The organism is Bacteriovorax sp. Seq25_V (assembly GCF_000447795.1).
In the GTDB taxonomy this organism is placed as follows: Bacteria; Bdellovibrionota; Bacteriovoracia; order Bacteriovoracales; family Bacteriovoracaceae; genus Halobacteriovorax_A.
Genome location: NZ_AUNI01000019.1, coordinates 153,027 through 173,756, shown reverse-complemented (window position 1 = coordinate 173,756; position 20,730 = coordinate 153,027). Strand labels below are relative to the sequence as shown.

At 36.7% G+C, this 20,730-nt stretch carries 16 protein-coding genes; 10 read left to right on the top strand and 6 right to left on the bottom strand.

The features are described from left to right. Positions 1 to 236 precede the first annotated feature (236 nt). Positions 237 to 1,832 (top strand): peptide chain release factor 3, encoded by a 1,596-nt coding sequence (locus M900_RS12230; RefSeq protein ID WP_021275101.1) that lies wholly within the window; start codon positions 237 to 239, stop codon positions 1,830 to 1,832. Between the two features lie 88 nt (positions 1,833 to 1,920). Continuing rightward, entirely contained in the window at positions 1,921 to 2,283 is a 363-nt protein-coding gene (locus tag M900_RS17280) for a response regulator (protein WP_021275215.1), read from the top strand. Positions 2,284 to 2,313: 30 nt separating this feature from the next. Here the strand turns inward: M900_RS17280 and M900_RS12220 are convergent, their stop codons facing one another. Next, positions 2,314 to 5,385: an amidoligase family protein gene (locus M900_RS12220; protein WP_021275065.1), complete on the bottom strand. Its 3,072-nt coding sequence runs from the start codon at positions 5,383 to 5,385 to the stop codon at positions 2,314 to 2,316. 20 nt (positions 5,386 to 5,405) lie between these two features. Then, a complete protein-coding gene (locus M900_RS12215) occupies positions 5,406 to 6,326 on the bottom strand; it encodes a hypothetical protein (RefSeq protein WP_021275162.1) in 921 nt (306 codons plus the stop codon). Between the two features lie 132 nt (positions 6,327 to 6,458). On the opposite strand from M900_RS12215, the gene M900_RS12210 reads away from it, so the two are divergent. Then, positions 6,459 to 7,601, top strand: coding sequence for a hypothetical protein (locus tag M900_RS12210; protein ID WP_021275204.1), 1,143 nt, complete (start codon positions 6,459 to 6,461; stop codon positions 7,599 to 7,601). Further along, complete coding sequence (locus M900_RS12205) at positions 7,598 to 8,536, top strand: class I SAM-dependent methyltransferase (RefSeq protein WP_021275120.1); 939 nt, start codon at positions 7,598 to 7,600, stop codon at positions 8,534 to 8,536. The genes M900_RS12210 and M900_RS12205 overlap by 4 nt, the downstream gene beginning before the upstream one ends. Here M900_RS12205 and M900_RS12200 read toward each other — a convergent pair. Beyond that, a complete protein-coding gene (locus M900_RS12200; protein WP_021275245.1) occupies positions 8,533 to 9,882 on the bottom strand; it encodes a response regulator in 1,350 nt (449 codons plus the stop codon). The two genes, M900_RS12205 and M900_RS12200, sit on opposite strands and share 4 nt — an antisense overlap. 93 nt (positions 9,883 to 9,975) lie before the next feature. Between M900_RS12200 and M900_RS17275 the strand changes: the two genes are divergently transcribed. Beyond that, positions 9,976 to 10,734 (top strand): N-acetylmuramoyl-L-alanine amidase, encoded by a 759-nt coding sequence (locus M900_RS17275; protein ID WP_021275087.1) that lies wholly within the window; start codon positions 9,976 to 9,978, stop codon positions 10,732 to 10,734. A gap of 103 nt (positions 10,735 to 10,837) precedes the next feature. Beyond that, on the top strand, positions 10,838 to 14,983 hold the full coding sequence (locus tag M900_RS12190) for a hypothetical protein (protein WP_021275219.1): 4,146 nt from the start codon (positions 10,838 to 10,840) through the stop codon (positions 14,981 to 14,983). A gap of 18 nt (positions 14,984 to 15,001) precedes the next feature. On the opposite strand, the gene M900_RS12185 is transcribed toward M900_RS12190, so the two are convergent. Beyond that, positions 15,002 to 15,202 (bottom strand): hypothetical protein, encoded by a 201-nt coding sequence (locus M900_RS12185; RefSeq protein WP_021275138.1) that lies wholly within the window; start codon positions 15,200 to 15,202, stop codon positions 15,002 to 15,004. Positions 15,203 to 15,395: 193 nt separating this feature from the next. Here M900_RS12185 and M900_RS12180 point away from each other — a divergent pair, with 193 nt between their 5' ends. Beyond that, positions 15,396 to 16,292 carry a hypothetical protein gene (locus M900_RS12180; RefSeq protein ID WP_021275164.1) on the top strand — a complete coding sequence of 299 codons (897 nt, stop codon included), beginning with the start codon at positions 15,396 to 15,398 and terminating at the stop codon, positions 16,290 to 16,292. Between the two features lie 8 nt (positions 16,293 to 16,300). Here M900_RS12180 and mltF read toward each other — a convergent pair whose 3' ends face one another. Then, complete coding sequence (gene mltF / locus M900_RS12175; RefSeq protein ID WP_021275082.1) at positions 16,301 to 17,608, bottom strand: membrane-bound lytic murein transglycosylase MltF; 1,308 nt, start codon at positions 17,606 to 17,608, stop codon at positions 16,301 to 16,303. Between the two features lie 77 nt (positions 17,609 to 17,685). Between mltF and M900_RS12170 the strand changes: the two genes are divergently transcribed. The 3 genes from M900_RS12170 to M900_RS12160 are packed head-to-tail and all read left to right on the top strand — an operon-like array spanning position 17,686 to position 19,988. Next, entirely contained in the window at positions 17,686 to 18,036 is a 351-nt protein-coding gene (locus M900_RS12170) for a hypothetical protein (RefSeq protein ID WP_052600817.1), read from the top strand. Positions 18,037 to 18,050: 14 nt separating this feature from the next. Next, on the top strand, positions 18,051 to 19,688 hold the full coding sequence (locus M900_RS12165) for a hypothetical protein (protein ID WP_021275202.1): 1,638 nt from the start codon (positions 18,051 to 18,053) through the stop codon (positions 19,686 to 19,688). 24 nt (positions 19,689 to 19,712) lie between these two features. Next, positions 19,713 to 19,988, top strand: coding sequence for a barstar family protein (locus tag M900_RS12160; protein ID WP_021275179.1), 276 nt, complete (start codon positions 19,713 to 19,715; stop codon positions 19,986 to 19,988). A 4-nt stretch (positions 19,989 to 19,992) separates the two neighbouring features. Here M900_RS12160 and M900_RS12155 read toward each other — a convergent pair whose 3' ends face one another. After that, the gene (locus tag M900_RS12155; protein ID WP_021275048.1) at positions 19,993 to 20,730 is read right to left on the bottom strand and encodes an SAM-dependent methyltransferase; all 738 of its coding nucleotides are present in this window, start codon (positions 20,728 to 20,730) and stop codon (positions 19,993 to 19,995) included.

Below are 20,730 nucleotides of genomic sequence, written 5' to 3'. Positions count from 1 at the left end.
AGACGTAGTTAGGAATGAGAAACGTACAAAAACGTCCGAGGAAATCACAACACAAACTAACACGAAATCGGGGAACAAAGAACAAACACAACAACAACTTGTACTGCCTTTCCCATTCCGAACTACGAATTTAGCGATTTATATAACTGCTCAAATAAGGTGACAACAATAGTTTATTTGGGCCGTAAATTTTACATAGAGTATTTTTTTTCAAAGTTAAAAATAAGGATTTAGATATGGATAATGCAAAACGCGCAACATTTGCGATCATCTCCCACCCGGATGCTGGTAAGACAACAATGACAGAAAAGCTCCTGTGGTTTGGACAGGTTATTAGAGAAACCGGGATGGTTAAAAGTAAGCATGGAAACTATGCTAAATCTGACTGGATGGAAATGGAAAAAGAGAGAGGAATCTCGATTTCATCTTCAGTTATGTCTTTTCCTTACGAAGAAAGAGCAATGCACCTTCTCGACACTCCGGGACACAAGGACTTCTCTGAAGATACTTACCGAACACTTACAGCTGTTGAAAGTGTACTCATGATGATCGACTCGGCCAAGGGTGTTGAGGAACAAACAATTAAACTTATGGAAGTTTGTCGTATGCGTGATACTCCAATTATCACATTTATGAACAAGTACGACCGTGATGCTCTTGATCCATTTGAGCTCATCGATAATATTGAGAGTATTCTCTCAATTCAGTGCGTTCCGATGACATGGCCAATTGGAAGTGGAGTTGACTTCAAAGGTGTTTATGATCTTAAAACAAAGAAGATCATGTCTTTTAAAGAAACAAATGATCCTTTCAAACCAACTATTATTGATGCTTCTAACCTCGATGATGAAAAACTTAATAAGTATATTGGCCCTGCTTTAATGGAAAAGCTTAGAAATGATCTTGATATGATCGCTGAGCTTATGCCTGAGTTTGACGAAGAGGAATTTCTTGCGGGAATTATGACTCCTGTCTACTTTGGTTCAGCTCTTAACAATTTTGGCGTTAAAGAAACACTGGATATGTTTGCCAAAGCGGCTCCGGGACCAGCATCGAGGGAAGTAAGGCTTTATCCATACAACGAAGATGCGCAGACCAGAAAACTTCTACCAACTGAAGATAAATTCACAGGCTTTATCTTTAAGATACAAGCGAATATGGACAAGAAACACCGTGACCGTGTAGCTTTCATGCGTGTTTGTTCTGGCCGATTTGAAAGAGGACAAAAGATCTTTCACACAAGAACAGAAAAAGAAATTAAAGTCGCCTCACCACTAATCTTCCAAGCACAGGACAGAGAAATTACAGAGTATGCTCTTCCGGGGGATATTATCGGTATTCATGACACTGGAAAATTTCAAATTGGTGACACTTTCTCAGAGGGGGAAAAAATTACTTTCACAGGAATTCCGTGTTTTGCTCCTGAGATCTTTCAAAAGGTTTTATTAAAAGACCCAATGAAAGCTAAGCAACTTGATAAAGGCCTTCAACAACTTTCAGAAGAGGGAACAGTTCAGCTCTTTAAAAGAAGCTCAACAAATGAGAAAATTCTTGGTGCTGTTGGTATGCTTCAGTTTGAAGTTGTTAAAAGAAGACTTGAAGATGAATATGGGGTTCGTGGGGAATATGAGCCTTTCCCTTTCCAGGCCGTAAGGTGGCTTAAATTTACAAATGAACGCGAAATGGACACCTTTTTAAGTAAGAACTCCTCAAATATTGCTTACGATAATAAAGAGAGACCATGTTTTATTGTAAGAAGTGAATGGGACCTCAAGCTTGTTCAAGAGAAGTTCCCAGATGTTCAGTTCTTTAAGAATAGTGATTTTAAATAATCATGAATAAATATTAACAATTGTTTTTTATCAAATAAGCTTTTATGCGATATAATTAACGAACGGACACGTTCAGAATTGGGGTCGCATGAAATTCTTATTTGTTGAAGACGAAATTGAACTACTAGAACTATATGAAATATTCTTGGATGATATGAATGTTAACTATAGCCTAGCTAAAGATGGTCTCGAGGCCCTCGAACTCCTTGCTAAAGATAAATACGATTATATCTTCTCTGATATTAGAATGCCCAATATGGATGGCTTTGAACTTCTTCAGGCCATTCAAAATAAAGAGATCTCAGTCAAGTCCTTCGTCTTCATCACGGCCAATGTCGATGTCTCTCGCGAGGAGGCATCATCAAAAGGTGCAAGTGATATTCTCTATAAACCACTGCCCCATAAGAAATTAAAATTATATATCGAAGAGTTACTTGGTGATTCAAAATAAAAAAGGCGTCTATAACAGACGCCTTTTCTTTTAAAGAATCGAATTAATAAGCTGGGTGCAATTTTGAGTCTTAACAAACTCGTATGGTAGCTCTCTTGCCGGAACAATTCCATTTCTCATTTGTTGCCCTTTTCTTGCGGCCTCAACTCTATGCTCATTGGTCATTGTATTGTACTGATCTGCTGGACCAGGTTCCCAAGCTCTTCCCTCGGAAGCTAATGACTGATCTGCAGGTCGAGCATCTGAAGCATTCCCCCAACCTTTTTGATGCGGGTTATTTTTCAATCTCTCGTTAAGAGGGACATAGAATGGTGAACGTAATGTTTTCTCTGTTTCTGCTAACCCTTCCGCAACAGCAGGTCGATACTCATTAATATCAAGACCGAGATCATTACACATTTTCTCTAGATCACTAAAGGCCTTGTTCTGATCTGCTAAGTACGTTTTATGTGTCATCATAGCAACTTTACCACCTACTGGTTCTGTTTCATTAAGTGCTTTTGATAACATCGCCCTTACAAGCTTCACTTGTAGTGCAGATTCCATTGCGTCACGAGGAGCATTAAACATTCTAAACTCGGCCTTTCTAATTTTTGGATCAACTCTAAATTGTCTTCTCCATGGTGTCGTAGGATTAGAAATATCAAAGTCATCTGTAATAAATTCTTCTGGTATTATATCTTGATAGTAAGCTGATAAATCAAGCTGTACATAACGAGACTTTCTTCCAAAGCGTGTATTAAAATATCTTTCATTATAGAGAAGCTTTTTTAACTCATCTTCAGTCCCATCAAAGTTTTTAAGTGCCTGTACAAGGTTATTACTCAGATCAAGTTGTTCTGAAGTATGAGACCTTGCCACATGCTGGAACATTAATGAGATCACACTACGGTGCTCATGGAAGACAGAAAGAAATCTTGCAAGTTCTTTTGGTTTTCCATCAAAGGCCGCAAGGTCAATATTAATATGTCCCCCACCTGAAGTCAGTTGAGGAAGAATATTATTGGCCTCAAATGCTTTGTATACAGCATTCATCTCATTAAGCTCAGGAGTAAACTTAGGAGTTACAAGCTCAATTGATCCCCCCCTTGAAGAGCCTTCAATAATTTCCCCTTCAGGAGTATAACTACGTCCTATACCGTCCCACTCAACAATCCATTTTCTATTTTTAGAATCGCGAATTGTATATGAAACATCAAGACCGTGACCGTGACCATCAGAATCTACTTTCGTTGGTCCCTCGACACCTTTTAACTCTCGCTTTAAGTCCATAGCAACTTTCTTAATGATGGCCTCACGCTCTTCACTTGAAAGGTCAACTTTCGTTTGAATCCACGCTCTCTTTCCATCTTCAAGGCGATCTTTAGAAAAGTCTCCTCTTACAGCTAATGGAAATTTTCCTGAGTATTCAATACCGAGATCGATCTTGTTGACATCAGTAATTTCAGATACCAGCTGTCTTCCTTCAGGAACTTTGAAGTTTAAGACATCTTTGCTATACGTAAACTTTCTCTTCGGTCTCATATAGTTTTCAATGTCTGCTGTAAGTCTTGAAGCTCGAGTCCATTCCCTACCAAGTGCACGAACACTTTCTTTTGCATTTGGAGAATTAGGATCGATCTTTGCCACTCGCTCGATATAATCTTTTGTCAGCGTTCGAAGAAGTGATTTCTTCGTACTTGAAAGATATGGAACTTTTTTGTGAGTCCAATCCCAAAGCTGAATACGATACCCCTCTTTGATACCGACCGCATCAAGAACAGCTTTCGCCTTCGCGACATCCGTCATAAGAGCACCAGTTTTTTGAGAAATATACTTCGTATCCATCACTTTATTATTATAGAGTGAATAGTCATCAATTCCAGCAAGCCCATCATAATCATTTGCTGTTACACGAGCCGCTAATACTGTTTGATAAAACCTTGCGACATCGAGATCTTTTGTTCCGGCCCTAAACTCAATACCAAGTGTATTCGGTGCCCAGCGGTCCCCTTCAACCCTAATAACACCACGATCATAACGAGCATCGAGAGACTTTAGGTCACTATCCGGCACAATCTTTTTAAAGTTAGCGAACTCGATACCAGTGTTTCCTTGAACCCCACTAAGTACAATATAGGTTTGAACCATCCTATATAGTTCAGCAAGCTTATCTGCTGGAAGATTCGAGTGTTTTGTAAAAACCATCCTCTGGTGACCAGGGGCCTGGAATAACTTAACTTTTCTTTCGAGCTCATATGGGTCTTTAATCACTTGGCTTAGCTCATTTCTAAACCATGAAACCATTTCTTCAAACTCTCCATAAGTAGACAGTGGTACAAAGTTCATTTCCCAACCACCACCTACACCACCATTGTGGCCGTGAGCGTTGATGAGATATTTTTGTGCCTTTCCAAAATTTGGCACCCATAAATTATAATTTGGCTGATAAGCTCCACGATAATTTCTTGTTGTCGCAAAGAACTTTCCGTCAAGACCAGGAAGATTTCCGTTAAACATCTTCATTCTAATTTGTGGCTTGATAAAAGACATTGGTCTTCCATCAGTCTGTGCTAGGAAATCATCGAATACAGCAGTTAACTCTTCAAGTGATGCATTTTCCACATCGAGAGCTTTAAGCTTTGAAAGATCAATAAGTTTAGGATTACCCTCTGCATCCACCACATCACGAGCAAGGTCGACTTTTAGACCTTGTTCGTTTTTAAATGTTCTATACCCATTGGCATCTTTCTTATAATTACCTAAAAAGTCTCTTAAAAATAACTCTTGATTATCAGGAGTTAGAGTTTCGAGTCGTCCCTTAAATACTTCAGGAGGTGGCCCCATTACACGAGTAACTAAACTCGATGAAGCTTCTTTCTCGGCCCCCCATGAAACACCAGATCCCATCCCAGGAACTTCAACACCCTCTTCAACAAAAAGAGCTGTCGCCTGATAACTGGTCGCCGAATGATTAAGAGTACCCCATGCTTCATAGGCTGTTTGAGGGACAAAGCCTTCACTTGAAACATCCCTACCAAGACCTGGAATGTGAGAGCAGTTATACATCATCCCAGAGAGAGAGAGATATGCTGCTAATTTTGAAACTTTATTTTTACTCATAAGTATAACCTTTAGTTTGATTAGTTAAAAAAACAGTTCTTAGTTCTAAGTTCTTCGATATTTGAAATTTTCTCACTATCACCATCTGCACTTTTAGTGAGAGCTTCGAAGAAAGCATCAACTCTCTTTTCAGGCCTCTCCTTAGAAGCTTCATTTAAAACTTTTGTTAGAGATTTCATTTTATCTGCAGAAAGATCAGAGTTGATCACACGCCAAAGTTGACCAATTGATTCAGGGCCAGCAAGGCTTACTGAGTTTTTAGAACTTCTATTAAAACTAATAACTGCATCAACAAAGCTTGAGAAAACTTCATCACCACTAGATTTTAGTTCGAGAAATAGAGCAAATGCTCGCTCATCTTCTTTCGAAAGAAACTGTGTAACATCTTTAATTCCAAGTTTCGTGATTCTACGCTTGAGGTAAACAGAAAGTTTTCTCGGCTCTTGTGGTATACGTTCAAGAATTTTTGCCACCTTCCTGTCTGAAACAAATGAGAGAGTATTTCGAATTCCGATTCTTGCAAGTTCATCAGAAACACATACCGAACACGAAAGTGTCTGAGAGCCAGAAATATTATAGCGATTCGCAATAAAAATTAAATCATTCAGGGACTCAATAAACTCATCACTTCCAACTTTGTCCATTGGAGAACTTAAAGTTTTAAGAAGTCTATTCTTCTTTCCAAGATCTTCAGAAGCAACAGGTAACCCCTTCACGATCTGAATGAAGTTCGCTTGCTCACCTGGCCTAATCAGAGAATTAACACTAATGTCGACAACGTTAACCATTCTCGTCAGACCTTCTCCTGTTATGCCGGAACTAACCAACTTTGATTTGAGATTTGAGTGCTCAAAGAGTGCATCTGCTATTTTGATCACAGACGAATTTACGCTGAGTGCCAGGAATGTGCACGCAACGAGTACGCTTCGCGAAAATTTCATTGTAACTCCTACATTTCTCGATATTTGACAAAAACTATTCGGTATTCCCCCCTCAAGTCTTTAGTATTTTGACAAAACGAATCAACTATTAGAGTATATTCAGATATTTAGATGACTAAAAAAGGAGTTTTAATGAACAAGATATGGATGTTTCTAATAGCTATATTTGCTAATATGACCTTCGCTTCTGAGTCAGATATAAGAAGACAATCAATTAAAATCGATGCCATATCCAAATCATCTATCCCGTCCTTTAGTACATCAAGTGAAAGTACAGACTACGAAATGTTCGCAGGAGGATTTAACGATCTTCTTCCATATATTATGCCAGTACCTGATCAAGAAGATGCAGGTTCATGTCTCTATATGTCACTCACTGGAACAATGGAATGGTGGAATAACTATCTAAATGACTTAACAGGAGATCAAAGACAAGACCTTAGTGAGCGCTACTACATGGCCCTCATGAAAGAAAGCATTGGCCAAAGTCGTATCTCAAACTGGAGAACAGATAATATTGAAAGAGTAAATGAGTACTCAAAACTTGCACTTAATAAGCAATATCCCTATACAAAAAGTTATTTCAAATACAATGATGATGGGGATCGCATCCACACATCAAAAGATGATGAAAAAGCAGATTATGGTACTAGCTATAACTGGATTAGCTACAAAAAAGAAGTCGATGCCAAATTTGATCATGAGCTCGTTACTCTGCCAAAATTCAACCGTGATGTTATCTACGCAGACCCAAATAAAAATCAATGGGCAGTGGCATCAGCACCAAAAGATATTGTTTCACAAATCAAGCATGCCCTTGTGACTAATAAGGCCCCTGTCAATGTTATCTACACGCACCACGGCTTTTGGCATGCTGTAATTATTGTTGGATTCAATGATCATGCGCCAACTAAAGGCTGTCCGTACACAACTGGATACGCTCCTTTTATGAACGAAAAAGCGCAAAAATATGAAGAAGAAGCTGCAACAGAAGAAGATCTTAAAAAGAAAAATAGTCTTCTCTCAAAAGCAAGAATGGCCCGTAAGAAGGCAACAACTGTACAAACACTATTTGAAGAGCAAGGTGGATGTGCAGAAAAAGGTGTTTTCTATGTAAGAGATTCAATCAATCCAGATGAGTCAATGCCAATATATGATTATGACCTCTCACAAACAGGGGAAGAGTCACACTTAAACCCAGAAGTTATTTTTAGAGAATATCAGTGGTTTGAAACAACAGGTAATCATGCCTACCAAATAAAAGCGATTAAATGAAAGAGCAAATAATCAATCGATTAAAAAAGAATTTTAAACATAGAGCGAAATGGGCCCGCCGCAATGGTTTTGAGGCCTATCGTGTTTACGAAAAAGACCTCCCCGACTTTCCATTCCTTGTTGATATTTACAAGAACTATGCTGTAGTACACTTCAAGGGAAAAAAAGAAATTGATGAGGTTAAAGGACATGATCAACTTCTTCTTGATGCTATTGAAGAGGTTTGTGAAATACCGAAAGATAATATCATCTACAAAGAAAGAAGACAGCAAGATGATGAATTCAAATATGCCAAAAGCAATGAAAAAGGAATTGAATTTGTTATTAACGAAGGAGATTTGAAGTTCATCGTTAATCTCACAAAGTATATTGACACAGGTCTATTTCTTGACCACCGCCCTCTTCGTCAAAAGCTAATTAAAGAAGCTGAAGGAAAAAAAGTACTCAATCTCTTTTGCTATACAGGATCACTATCTGTCGCAAGTGCGATGGGCGCAAGTTCTGTGACAAGTATTGATATGTCTAATACCTATCTTGACTGGGCCGAAGAGAATTTCAAACTTAACAACCTAAATCTCGAAAATCATTTCTTCTACCGTGAAGACGTATTTAAATTCTTTGAAAAGAACAAAGAAAAAAATAATGAATTCTACGATCTTATCATTATGGATCCTCCAACGTTTTCTCAATCAAAGAAAATGGAAGGAACACTTGATATTCAAAGAGATCATATCGAACTTATCAAGAAGTGTACTCAGATCTTGAAGAAGGGCGGAAAACTTTACTTTAGTAACAACCTTCGCTCTTTTAAGTTAGATGATGAGTTATTTAGACACTACAACATCAAAGAACTAACGAAGTGGAGTATCCCTGAAGACTTCAAGGATATGAAAATTCATTGTCTCTATGAAATTATGAAAAAAGACACAGTTTAGTCCTCTGTCAGAGGATTAAGCTGTAATGTCTGATAAAGAGCATCGAGCACATCTCGAAAGTTACCAGAATTATACGTATTGAAAAGATAAGTTAGTATATCTTTATGAGATCTCTCATCAAAATTTTGAATATACATTAATCTCACAAACTCATGGGCAAGAATAAAAATACAAGTAAGAGGGCGAAGACTTCTCCCCTGCAACTTTTTTGGAAATCCTTGGCCATCTTCTAGCTCGTGATGAGCAGAAATAATATTTTCAACATCCTGATCAAAAATTGGTAGATTTTCTAAAAGCTTAGCGACCTGAAGCGGATGGTTTTTAAATGCTGTAATTTCTTCAATTGAAAATTTTCTAATCTCAGAGCTTCTAATATCATGAACAAGCGCAATCTCAGGGTCAACAAGAGTTATATCGTGAAAGAGGGCACTGAAGCATAACTTTTCTAACATTTTTGGATTATACCAACTCATTTTCTTCACAAGAAATGAGGCGAGACACGCGGTTAAAAAACTATGATCATATAAGTAGTCTCTACGATGTCTTAACTTGAAAAGAAGATTAGTGAGATTCTTGTTATCGGCCATCACTTCATCAACTGTCTTGACATAGACTTCAGCTGTTTCAATAACAGTCTTATCCACCCCTACTGATGAAATTAGCTCTTTCAAAATTGTATGTATTCTAACAAAGGACTCTTCTTTATCTTCAAGTCCCTCATTAGTAGCAATGAATTTTAAAAATGGTGTTGAACCAACTTGATTTGCAAAGGCCTCTAGGTCTTGATCTTTCACATAGAGATAATCGAGGTTACGATCGATGTACTTAGAAATATCTGCTTTAGTATAATGATCCGAGGCATGAATAATCTTTAGATACTTTTCATCATTTATTTTTAGATAAACATCACAAAGAGCCTTATTGTAGCGATAGAAATATGCAATCTTAACTCGGCGATACTCTTCATCATTAACACTTGTAAATAAATCGCAAAGAAGTTTAGTAAATTCCTTAAACAAAGTTGGCTTTTGAATATAATGAAGTCTATTTGAACCCGAGTAATTCTTTGTGGCCTCACCTAGCTCATTGAGATCTCTCGATGTATGTAGAACTACTTTTCCTTTAAACATCGAATCATAGAGATGATTTAGAAGCAGATCACCATTTCCACCTGGCATCTCAAAGTCAGTGATAACACCATCAAAGTCGCGATGCTGCATACAAAGATCAATTGCATCCTTGGAGTTAGTGGCCTCAAATATTGATGGACTCTCGAAGTTGTTTTCTAAGACAAGAGTGATAAATTGTCTGATCAAAGCTTCATCGTCAACGACTAAAAATTTCATTTAAACAATATTTTATTATAAAAAATGATTCTTGTATAAATAAAATTATATCTTCCATTGATATAAGTGAAACTTTTTTGCATAATATTTGTAATGTCAAAAACTTATATCCTAATTTTCACTTTCATCCTCTCGTTTAGCGTTAGTGCAAAACGTGTTCTCATCGATCCAGGACATGGTGGAGAAGACTGTGGCGCAAAAGCGAAGCTATGGCAGAATAAGCGCCTCGTAGTAATCTGTGAGAAAGATATCGCTCTTGCGATTGCTAAGAAAGTTAAAACCTTAGTAAATAAGTCAAATCGTCATACAGCATACTTGACTCGTACCATCGACAAAGAACTAGACCTTGATAAAAGAAGTAAACTTGCAGACACAATAAAAGCCGACATATTCGTCTCGATTCACCTCAATGCTGCAACTATTAAGTCGTCAAATGGTTTTGAAACTTATTATCTTGATAACCACAAAGACGAAGTGATCAAGAAAGTCGAAAGAGCAGAAAACAGAAATGGCAGCAATGGCCAAGAAATGATCGTTAATAATATACTCACAGATCTTATTATCGAGAGAGTTGCACCAAAATCTAAAGAGTTAGGACAGGCCGTACACTCAAAATTAACAAGTATCTTACCGAAAAAGTACAAGATGTCAGACCGCGGCCTCAAACCAGGTATGTTTTATGTACTTGCTCTTTCAAAACGACCAGCAATCTTAATTGAAGTTGGATTTCTTACGAATGAGAATGAAGCTAAGCTAACGATATCAGGAAAATTTCAAGATCAATTCGCCAAATCTGTCGCTGATGGTATACTAGCTTTTCTCGATAAAAACTCCGAACCAAATCTATTCTAGTGATTATTAAAGCTTTTTAGTCGGTTATCCGAAAAGAAATTGTAGTGATAACAGAAGTGAGATTTCTATTATTAAAAATAAGAGCTTTAAATATTTACTAGGTATGCTTTACTGCTGGAGTTCATTTTCCTTTAGTGCAGTCTTTCATACAAAAGAAGATCAAAGTTCACTTCCTGACCTTGGTGTACAATCTTGTGCCTTATACGAACGGGCCAATGCCAGAAATCAAAACCGCTTCAAATTATGTACGGCCCAAGTTGTCTCGCAGACTCAAATAATCGCAAATTCTGAATGTATTTCAAAACTTAAAAACTCTCGAATACCTGGAAGCCATTCTCTTCACTGTGGTGGAGGAGTAATCACTACACCTGTTAAGATAGTAGGTTCAAAAATAAGTGGTAATAATATCATTACACTTGATAAGCGATTGCCGATTGTGCCAATCAGGGCCAATCGAGAATTCAAATTAGAAGAAACTGATTACAAAAAATGTTTCGTGAAAAGTTCAACAAAGTATTTGAACATCCTACCAAAAGATCAAAATATCCGCATTGAAGGAAACCGTGTACTTTCTAAATTACTAACAAAAAGTGATATGGGTGCCGGAGTTTACTGCATTGATGAAAATGATAAAGATGTACTCGTTGGAGTACTTGATGTGCATTTTAATATTCAAAACCTTGCACAAATAGAAAGCACTAATAAGCAAAGTATTACAGAAAATGATCTTAAATTTGCACTCATTGATAAAGAAAGTATAAACCAGGTTTGTACAGAAGGTGTTAACTGTATTGAGACAATCACAAAAGAAGCATCTAGCCTAACATCCGATATGCTTAAGATTTTACATGAGCTCCAAGGTCAACTCGAAGGGGTCAAAAGCGTTTCAGAAATTGACCAGCTTGAAAGAGAATATCTCGAGATAAGACTTCGTTGTAATCAACTTAATATTCAACTCGGTCAACTGAATACAGACTTTGTTGATACAGGCATACTCTCAGCAACAATGGGAACAATTGAAAGTGCAGCGATATCAAGTATTGAATCATTCTCTTCGGTCTTTGGAATTGGCGACGACTTCCTCTTCAACCAGTTTCAAAATGTCCCAATTATCAGTGAAAATTTATCTAGTGAAGAACTAAAGAAGATAATGAACTCCATCGAAAAAAATAATCCAGACCTCTCCCCGTTGGACAAAATAAAAAATGTCACAAGAGATGTAACTGAAAAAATCATCATAAAAATTGCAAGCGACATGGGAATCTTGCGACATAACGAGATAAATTACCGCGACTACGTAAATAATCTCCTAAAAGACTTCGACAAATGTTTAGAGATAGCAAACTCCAAAGGCAAAGTACTTGAGTGTGCGGATAAAATCTCAACAAAAGCAGCTATTAAAATTTCAGATATTGAATTAGACAATCAGATAATCGATAACTTTGAAAACTACTTCAAAGATGATACACAAGAATATGAAAAACTCAAATTAGCCTCGAAAGATACATATTATCGATGTATATCAAATAATATGTTCAAAGAAAAAATTGAATCATCTGAGGTCGCCAAAGGTTGCGTCTTCGAAGCAATCCTCACTGCCTATAATCTAACTAAAGATCGGATCATTACAGATTACCTCGTTGATACAAATACCAACAAAATAGAAATCCCAGATTTATTGAAATCAATAAAAGCTAATAGCACTCAGTGTACACTTGGTAATATTATAAATAATGAAGGAAAAATCAGTAGAGCTGAATTTAATGGAATAAAGAAATTAACAACTGAAAAGTTTAAAGAAAATCTTGATGGATGTATTAATCGACTAACATTAACTGCTGGACGTGTTGTGACAAGCCAAACAGTCCTCAACCATCCACAGATACGTTCATCAATCTCAAACAGTCAAGAACTTCAAAAAGTCATCGATACAATAGTGATAAAAGATTATGATGAGTGTATTGACGCCCAATCAAAATTCACAAAACAAGATCCTAATAACTGTCGTGATATAATCACCGCAATGACAAGCTTACACGTGGCAAAGAATGTTATGGCAAAAACCATTGAAGAAATGGCGGAAGGTCGTTATGAGCTACAAAACAAACTAACAAATGACGTAAATGCAATTATTGGAAGCTGTTCAGCTGAACTTAGAAAAAAACATCTCATCTCAATAGAGAAGGGTGGAACACATCCTAGCGAAAGAGAAACAGTTAATTGTTTGAATCTAGCAGTTGGTGAGATAGCAAATCAAATTACACATGAAACTCTTACTAAAGAGTTTGACTCTAATCCACTACTCTCCGATTACAAAGAACAAATAATTAAAGAGCAGAAAATTATTGCACTTCCTGCCAAGGTACAAGAATGCTTTCAAACAGAATTGGCAAAAACCGAGTCAATCGATGAATTTACAAATGCTGTCGACAGCACAAAAGAAAAGTGCCAACTCACCGCCGAGAAAGAAGCAACAGCAACAATTGCACCAATGATAATTCTTAGCAAGCTAACAGATGCCCTTGAAAATGGAAAAAGGGCGCAGGAGATAGCAGACACCTATATCAACGGAAGAACTGGTCTCACTGCCAGAATTAATAAAACAAAGACCAAAGCTGAACTAACAAAAATCACAGATGACATCACTAAAGATCTAACGATTGAAGGTGCAAAATACCTGATTCCAAAACTAGTAGATGAGATGCTGACAGACAGAGAGCAAAACCTAAAAGAAGAAACAACACGACTATTGTTATCTGAGTTAAAATCTTGTGTTCTAAGAAACTCCAACACTGAACAATGTGTGAATGAATCAACAGCACTAGGATATGAAAAGATTGGCGGCATTATCATTGCTCAAAATATCACAAATGTATTGGCTCCAGATAAAGTCATTAACGACAAGCTCATCTCTCAATCAGCTGACCGCCTCCAACTATGTATCTCAAAAATAGACACAAATGTAGCAAGCGACAAGTATAAAGAAACTATTAACCTATGCATGATCGATGAAATTGCTTCATTAAGTATTGAATTACCTCGTGAAGCGATTGTCCTATACGCCCCAGCAGCTGGACTTGATAAACCAAAAAATGAACTAAGAGAAAAACTTTTATCATATGAAAACTTCTATTTACTTAAAACTCGTAGTCTACCGGAGCGTACAGACGACTTTATAATCGATTCCCACATCTCTCATATGAGTTGTATTGCCTCAGTTCGATATGAGCTAAAAAAGCGTAATGAAACAGATATGAACAAAGTACAAAAGGAATACTCTCGATGCACTGATAATGTCGAGAGAAATATAAAAAATGGTATTGTTCAAATATTTGTACAAAAACACCTCAGCGACTCATCTCTTAGACCTGAACTACACAATGTTGCGAGCACACTCATTCAACTAACCAGTAATGAAAAGAAAGCAGATGATAAAGTAGCACCGCTAAGTGAAACCTTCGATCAAATGCACCTTGTCGGCGATAAATTTGAAGCAGCTTGCAAGTATGACAAAGACGCCTGTAAAGAAGCAAGCAAGAATACGCTACTAGAAATTAGCTCTTATAAAGCCAACAATCCCGATGCTACAAGTGACGAGATTCTTGATAAGTTTTATGAAACTGAACTAATGTCACTTATTATCAAATCAGAGATTGGTACATCCTTAAGCAAGGAACTGACAACAGCAATGGACTCCTACATGGACAGAGAAGGAATTTTAAAAGGTGCACTTGCAAATATTACTTCTCATGATTCAATATCTAAACTTCTCTCTTCTTCACAAGGAAAGAAAGTAAAAAATGAGATTATCGCCGCAATCAAAAATGGGAATATTGACAAAATAATGGAAAACACAAGCTTTCGAAAAGAATTCGCAAAGGCCCTAATTGATAACCACAGTAATGATAGTTTCATCGATAAACTTATGTATGGAATTGTCCAACCAGTAGTGAAAAAAGAAAAGAGCACAAGTAATGGCGCACTTGGAATTTTTAGAAATCCGAAAGTAACCCTAGGCCGTCTTTTTGGTATCGTTGAAGGAAAAGACTTCGACTGGAACAAGATCAGAAACACAAAAGAAGGTCGAAAGGCCCGAGAGATTTTTGCAAATGATATCTTTGCTCCCCTTGTCGCCGGAGAATCGCTAGGTACCATGAAAGCAAAAAATAGTAAGAAGTATAAGAGTAGACTTGAAGAGCTATCAGACCAAGTCCAGGAGAATATAGTCGAGGGGATAAAATCACTTTAGTGACTATCCCCTATTAAACTACTTAGCGCTTACAAGCAGCTTTTTTACTTTCTCAAGCAATTCCTTGCATTCAACTTCTTCTAGCCCAAAAAGAGCATGACTTTTTTGAAGTTCTTTTGGTGATCCTGCTGAGAACGCAGAAATTCTGTTGTTTAAGTTATTTCTTAGGGTTCTTAGTCGCTTTGGTGACCATGTACTCATATCTGAAAAATCTTTCATATATCCTCACTTAATTTTTATATAATGCTTTGTAGTATAAAAAAATCAAGTGGTCTACCCATAACTGATCCCTTTTGGTGGGGATATTATTTGCAAGGGCGCAATTCAAAACTTGAAATCTACGAATAAAACCACTAGTATTTACAGACACTTACAAAACCACAAAGAGTAAACTACTTGCATTTATATATTCATGATATATAACTGCCCTATTTCAACATGTAAATCCTCAACTAAAAATGGCTACGTTTCAAAAGATGGTTTTTACTTCAGACGTGATGACTCAAGAAAAATTCAGCGTTTCGTTTGTAAAACCTGTGGAAAAAAATTTTCACGAGCGACGTTCTCCCCCGAAAAGAATCAAAAGAAGCGAAGAATAAATGATAAAATATTCTGTCTACTGAGTTCTCTCACATCAATGCGAAGAACCGCCTTTATTCTAAATATCAACTACAAAACCGTTCAAAGAAAAATGGAATACCTATCATTAAAATCTCAGAGGATGCAAAAAAGATACTTAAAATCTCTTGAGAGAAAACAAGTTCTTGCGATGCAATTTGACGATCTTATTACATTTGAACATACAAAAATGAAACCTTTATCCGTTTCTGTCGCCGTAGACAAAAAGACGAGAATGATCCTCGGGGCAAAGGTTTCAAGAATTCCTGCATCCGGTCCACTTGCTGAAAAATCACGTAGCAAGTATGGATATAGAAGGAGTAAACATCGAGAAGGATTAAATATTTTATTTAAAAGTATCTCAAAATCTGTAGCTGAAAGCGCTTTAATTGAGTCCGATGAGCACAAATTCTATCCAAAAGTAGTAAGGCGATACTTTCCAATATCTGATTACAGAACTTATAAAAGCATAAGAAGTAGTCATGGAGGACAGGGCGAATTAAAGAAGACAAAGTTCGACCCTATAAGAACAATCAACCATACTCATGCGATGCTAAGGGGGAATATAAATAGATTAGTTAGAAAGACTTGGTGCACGACAAAGAAGGCAGACATGCTTCAAAAGCACATCGATATCTACATCGCATTTCACAATTTTCATTACCTTAGATTAATGGCTTCCCCACTATGATGGAGCAGTTATGGGAATTCGCTCTTCAAAATATCGTAGTAATGCCTAATTCGCTTTACATAGAGAACCGGCTCAACCCCACGAGCATAGCCATACGGGACTTTTCTGTAGTACTTCTTATCAGAAAGCAACGGAAGTACCTCACGAACATCCTTCCAAAAATTAGGATTCTTATCTTTCCAAACAGCAATACTTCGAGCATCTCTCATATGATAGTAACCGACATTATATGAAGCAACGGCCATCCACAGACGGTCTGTTGAGTGTATGTAGGCAGGGACACGGTCGATGAGTTTTGTGAGATAAGCAGCTCCACCGTAAATAGACTCCGCAGCATTGAGACGATTTCTAACCTTCATCTCTTTAGCAGTGTCGTTTGTTAGCATCATCAGTCCTCTCACTCCGGTATAGCTTTTAGCTAGACGATTCCAGTGACTCTCTTGGTACGAAATGGCCGCGAGCAATCGCCAGTCAAGGCCATACTTAGCACCGGCCTTTTCAAAATACTTTCGATACTTTTTTAGACGTTGATTGATTCGCTTTTTAAATACTTTAAGGTCGTAGTAATCGAAGTCATTGATGTGACCATAGTATTTATCAATTAGTTTAGGAAGTATTCCATTCTTTTGATTATCCTTAATAACTTTGTTTATCACAGTCACAATATCAGTGTTGGATTTTCGAAGTACACCAACAATTCCTTCTTCTTTGAATGACTTCTGTATCTTAAGTTCTGGATATGAACGCAATATAATTGAGACAATATTAGAATCGGCTACTGTACAATCTATCTCTTTATTGAAGACCTTACCCAAAAGCTCCTCGGTGTTGAACTCTTTTGTCGCTTTAAATTTGATATTCAGTTCTTTTAGTGTTTGCTCATAGCTAGAGTCCTTAACGACAGTTGTTTTAAGTTCAGAAAGTTTAGAAAGGTCTTTTATAACAAACTTCTTATCGCAAATAAGTTGTTCTTGTATTTTTTGATAAGGATCTGAAAAGATAAATAACTTCTCTCTCTCCTTTGTTTCAGAAAGGCCAGCGAGGGCAAGGTCACCATAGCCAGTAGATAATGATGCGATAATGTCGGATATTGAATCCTTTAAAATGAATTTAGGAAGAACGCCAAGTTCTCTTGCGATGAGAGTGCCTAGTTCGAAGTCGAGGCCTGCGGGCTTGCCATCCTTATCAAGATAAAATGTTGTGGGTGCATTACGAGTTAATATCTCGAGAGTCTTTGATTTTTGAATATCAGCAATAGAGCGAGCAACTGCAAGATGCGAAAAAGTTAAGCAAAATAAGATTATAAAATTTTTCATGGTGAAATATCGGCAGAGTGAAAAAAATTCTTATTTTATATTACGAATATTAGCTATTTATGCCGATACTCTAAATTATGAAGAAAATATATCTTGTTGTCATACTCTATATTGTGGGTCACTCACGGCTTCTGCGCTCAAAATTTGTTATAGGACTTAAAGAAATGAAGCGTATTCTTCATGAAGAAAGCACGGAAAGTGCACAGATGCTAGAGATTTACCAAAGAATGCTCAAAAAGCGAGCAACAGATGATGAAGTCAAATGGGCGAATGAACAGTTTCGTGATGTTCTTAGAACGGTAGGCCTTGGGGCACTATTATTACTTCCATTTGCTCCTGTAACTCTCCCATTTTTCATAAAACTAAGTAAAAGAATCGGGTTTAATATTCTGCCGAGCTCATTTAATAATAAAATAAAAGAAAAATAATCCGATAATAAATTATGAAAAAAGCTGCTATATACTTATTATTTATCACAAGTTGCTCACAATTCCCTGGAAGATATCCCAGTTCGAAACAAGAAAGTTTCGATTCTTGTAATGTAGAAATTTTTAACTTCAAAAATAATTTTAAAAATATCGAGAGTAAGAAATATCAGAAATACAATCAGTACCTGAATGATTTAAATTACACACATCGTGAAAGAAGATTAGAAAGTTCAATTAAAAATTGGATGGAAATTGGTGAGCGAAATATCACGATTGAGCAAATGAGACATCATGGTGCATTTGCGAAAATAAAATCCGCATTTGATCTTGATAGTCCATATGCAATAGCAACGAGCTTCGAACCATTATTTAAGGAAATTGAATCAAGCTACTTCATAACTCTTAGAAGTATGAAATATGTTAATAATCTAAAACAAGCATTGGAGAAACTTGATATCTCTGGTGAGATTGACTCGCAAATTAAAAATCTTATCGAAGACTATAATGTAAATCATATCTATAATACTATCGATATTAGCATAGAGATCAAGGCATTAAGAACCCTACTCCAAGAAGAGGTCACCAAACTTAACGATCTTGCAATTAGTGAAAGCTTTCGTCTTCAAAAAAGTTATGAACAATACAAAGTAGCAATTGAGTTTTTGGAAAAAAGATTAACTACGAATGATGCAAGCAAAGAAAAAGCAAGTAAAATATTAGAAAAACTTGCAACAGAGGAAATTCTCGCAACATGTAAGTTATGTCAAAATGGAACGAGCCTCGTCAGGCCTTCTCTTGCAAGTATAGAACATCTTTTAAGAGAGAGTAGAATTTCACGTATTATGTATTTGGAAAGACAGCGCTGGACAGAAATGTGGGTGTCATTATCTTCAAGGCTACCAAATAAATTAATGTACCAGTTGATCGATATTACATTAGCGAAGATACCAAAGCTTAACAACTCATCTGTTAGAAAATTTTTCCGTTCGAAGATGATTGATATGAGAGATATCACTAAACACTTCCCTAATATTGATCGCGTGCTTTTTTCCGAAGCGAGTGCAGAGGATCTTGTGAAGTTAATTTTAAATATTGAAAGTAAAACTGGAGATTCTGAGTTTCTTATTACTTTTGCAAGAAGAGTTGATGCCCATGACAGGTGGAATGAAGTTTACAAATGGCTAAAGGCAAATGTTCCAGACAATAAGCTTCATCAGAATGCGATGCTATTAGAGAAAATGGACAAGGCATGGGTTGAGGCAAATAATCGTGGAAGCCTTCCTAAGTGGCATGCGCCAGAGTCGACTAGTGCAATGAGGTTCTTAATTGACTCAGTTTTTTTAACTGCGGTTTCTTATACTGGTTATGAAGCATTTATCGATGGAGTTGAAGAGATAGAAGATGTAACTGGCCTTGACTTAATCAAGCAACAAGAGATGATCGAACAACTTCAAAAAGATCTTGAGGAGCAGCAAAAGAAAATAGAAATTGTTACAAAATCTGGCCCTATGCCCGAAAGCGCATCAGCAACAGAAAATAGTGCTGCACCTACTACGCTAGAGGAAGGACCGAGTTCAATTATTCCCGAATTCACTCCAATGGAAGAGGAATCAGATAAGGACATTAAGACCAAACAATTATTTGAATTATAGTGTAATAAATAATATAAGATCTCAATGAGAAGAGAAATTCAAATATCAGGTTCATTTATCACAACAATGGAAGAGTTCCATCAAGAAATATCTATGATGCTAAGCTTTCCTAGCTACTACGGAAATAATCTTGATGACCTGCTTGACTGCCTACTAAGTTATATTGACCCTAATATCTCTATCTACTGGCTAAATAGTAAGATCAGCCAAAAAAATCTTGAAAATCAATTTGATCAAATTATTGAAGTCTTTGATCGCGTAAAGAATGAATACTCTTCTTTTGAATATTATCTCAACTAACAAGTTAACTAAACGATACAAAATTTGAAAAAATTGACCAACGCTCGGTGATCAATGGATTAAATCCTTGGGTAAAGTTTGAGTAGCTATTTTGGATTAGGCTTGTTGACCACTTCCCTTTCGTTACCAGAAAAATATCTCTTTCCCGACCAATTTGACATAACTGATTAAGAATAACTCTCAAGTCGTCCTTGTTACTGAAATCGTAGATAAAATAAACATCGGCTTGTGGTATTTCAAAGTCGCGAGCAAGAATATCTTGTCCGGCCATTGTACAGCGGTCACTCAGTTCAAAGCGATCAAAACTTCTAATGCCTTCCTGAATGCGCTTATCTAGGAGTTCATAACCAATGAATGAAGCTGCAGGAAATATACTTCCAAGTACTACGCCAATGCGGCCATAACCAGCACCAAGGTCAACAAAACGTTCAAGCTTGAAGTCTTCAAGTTGTTCAAGAAAGTTTACAATATCAACATATGGTGTCTGTAAGACCTGTGGATGTAGTCCGATCCAAAGTTGTGTGTCGAGATTGTGTTTCTTTCTACCGCTATTATCTGTCTTATAATATGGGGGATATTTCTTTAGTAGCGATTGTTCAATCTTGGAAACCTTTATACCAAGTAGTCGATCAATCTTTTTAGAATGCTCACGGGGAGGATACTTTTCTTTATTTTTAAAAAAAGCTCGTTGTTTTACAAGTTCAACGAGCTCCGTTTTTGAGTACTTTTTATTTTCTAACAA

Bases quoted from the DNA above. Each gene is read 5' to 3' on its own strand.
- M900_RS12230 (WP_021275101.1), top strand. From the start codon at position 237: ATGGATAATGCAAAACGCGCAACATTTGCGATCATCTCCCACCCGGAT.
- M900_RS17280 (WP_021275215.1), top strand. From the start codon at position 1,921: ATGAAATTCTTATTTGTTGAAGACGAAATTGAACTACTAGAACTATAT.
- M900_RS12220 (WP_021275065.1), bottom strand. From the start codon at position 5,385: ATGAGTAAAAATAAAGTTTCAAAATTAGCAGCATATCTCTCTCTCTCT.
- M900_RS12215 (WP_021275162.1), bottom strand. From the start codon at position 6,326: ATGAAATTTTCGCGAAGCGTACTCGTTGCGTGCACATTCCTGGCACTC.
- M900_RS12210 (WP_021275204.1), top strand. From the start codon at position 6,459: ATGAACAAGATATGGATGTTTCTAATAGCTATATTTGCTAATATGACC.
- M900_RS12205 (WP_021275120.1), top strand. From the start codon at position 7,598: ATGAAAGAGCAAATAATCAATCGATTAAAAAAGAATTTTAAACATAGA.
- M900_RS12200 (WP_021275245.1), bottom strand. From the start codon at position 9,882: ATGAAATTTTTAGTCGTTGACGATGAAGCTTTGATCAGACAATTTATC.
- M900_RS17275 (WP_021275087.1), top strand. From the start codon at position 9,976: ATGTCAAAAACTTATATCCTAATTTTCACTTTCATCCTCTCGTTTAGC.
- M900_RS12190 (WP_021275219.1), top strand. From the start codon at position 10,838: ATGCTTTACTGCTGGAGTTCATTTTCCTTTAGTGCAGTCTTTCATACA.
- M900_RS12185 (WP_021275138.1), bottom strand. From the start codon at position 15,202: ATGAAAGATTTTTCAGATATGAGTACATGGTCACCAAAGCGACTAAGA.
- M900_RS12180 (WP_021275164.1), top strand. From the start codon at position 15,396: ATGATATATAACTGCCCTATTTCAACATGTAAATCCTCAACTAAAAAT.
- mltF (WP_021275082.1), bottom strand. From the start codon at position 17,608: ATGAAAAATTTTATAATCTTATTTTGCTTAACTTTTTCGCATCTTGCA.
- M900_RS12170 (WP_052600817.1), top strand. From the start codon at position 17,686: ATGAAGAAAATATATCTTGTTGTCATACTCTATATTGTGGGTCACTCA.
- M900_RS12165 (WP_021275202.1), top strand. From the start codon at position 18,051: ATGAAAAAAGCTGCTATATACTTATTATTTATCACAAGTTGCTCACAA.
- M900_RS12160 (WP_021275179.1), top strand. From the start codon at position 19,713: ATGAGAAGAGAAATTCAAATATCAGGTTCATTTATCACAACAATGGAA.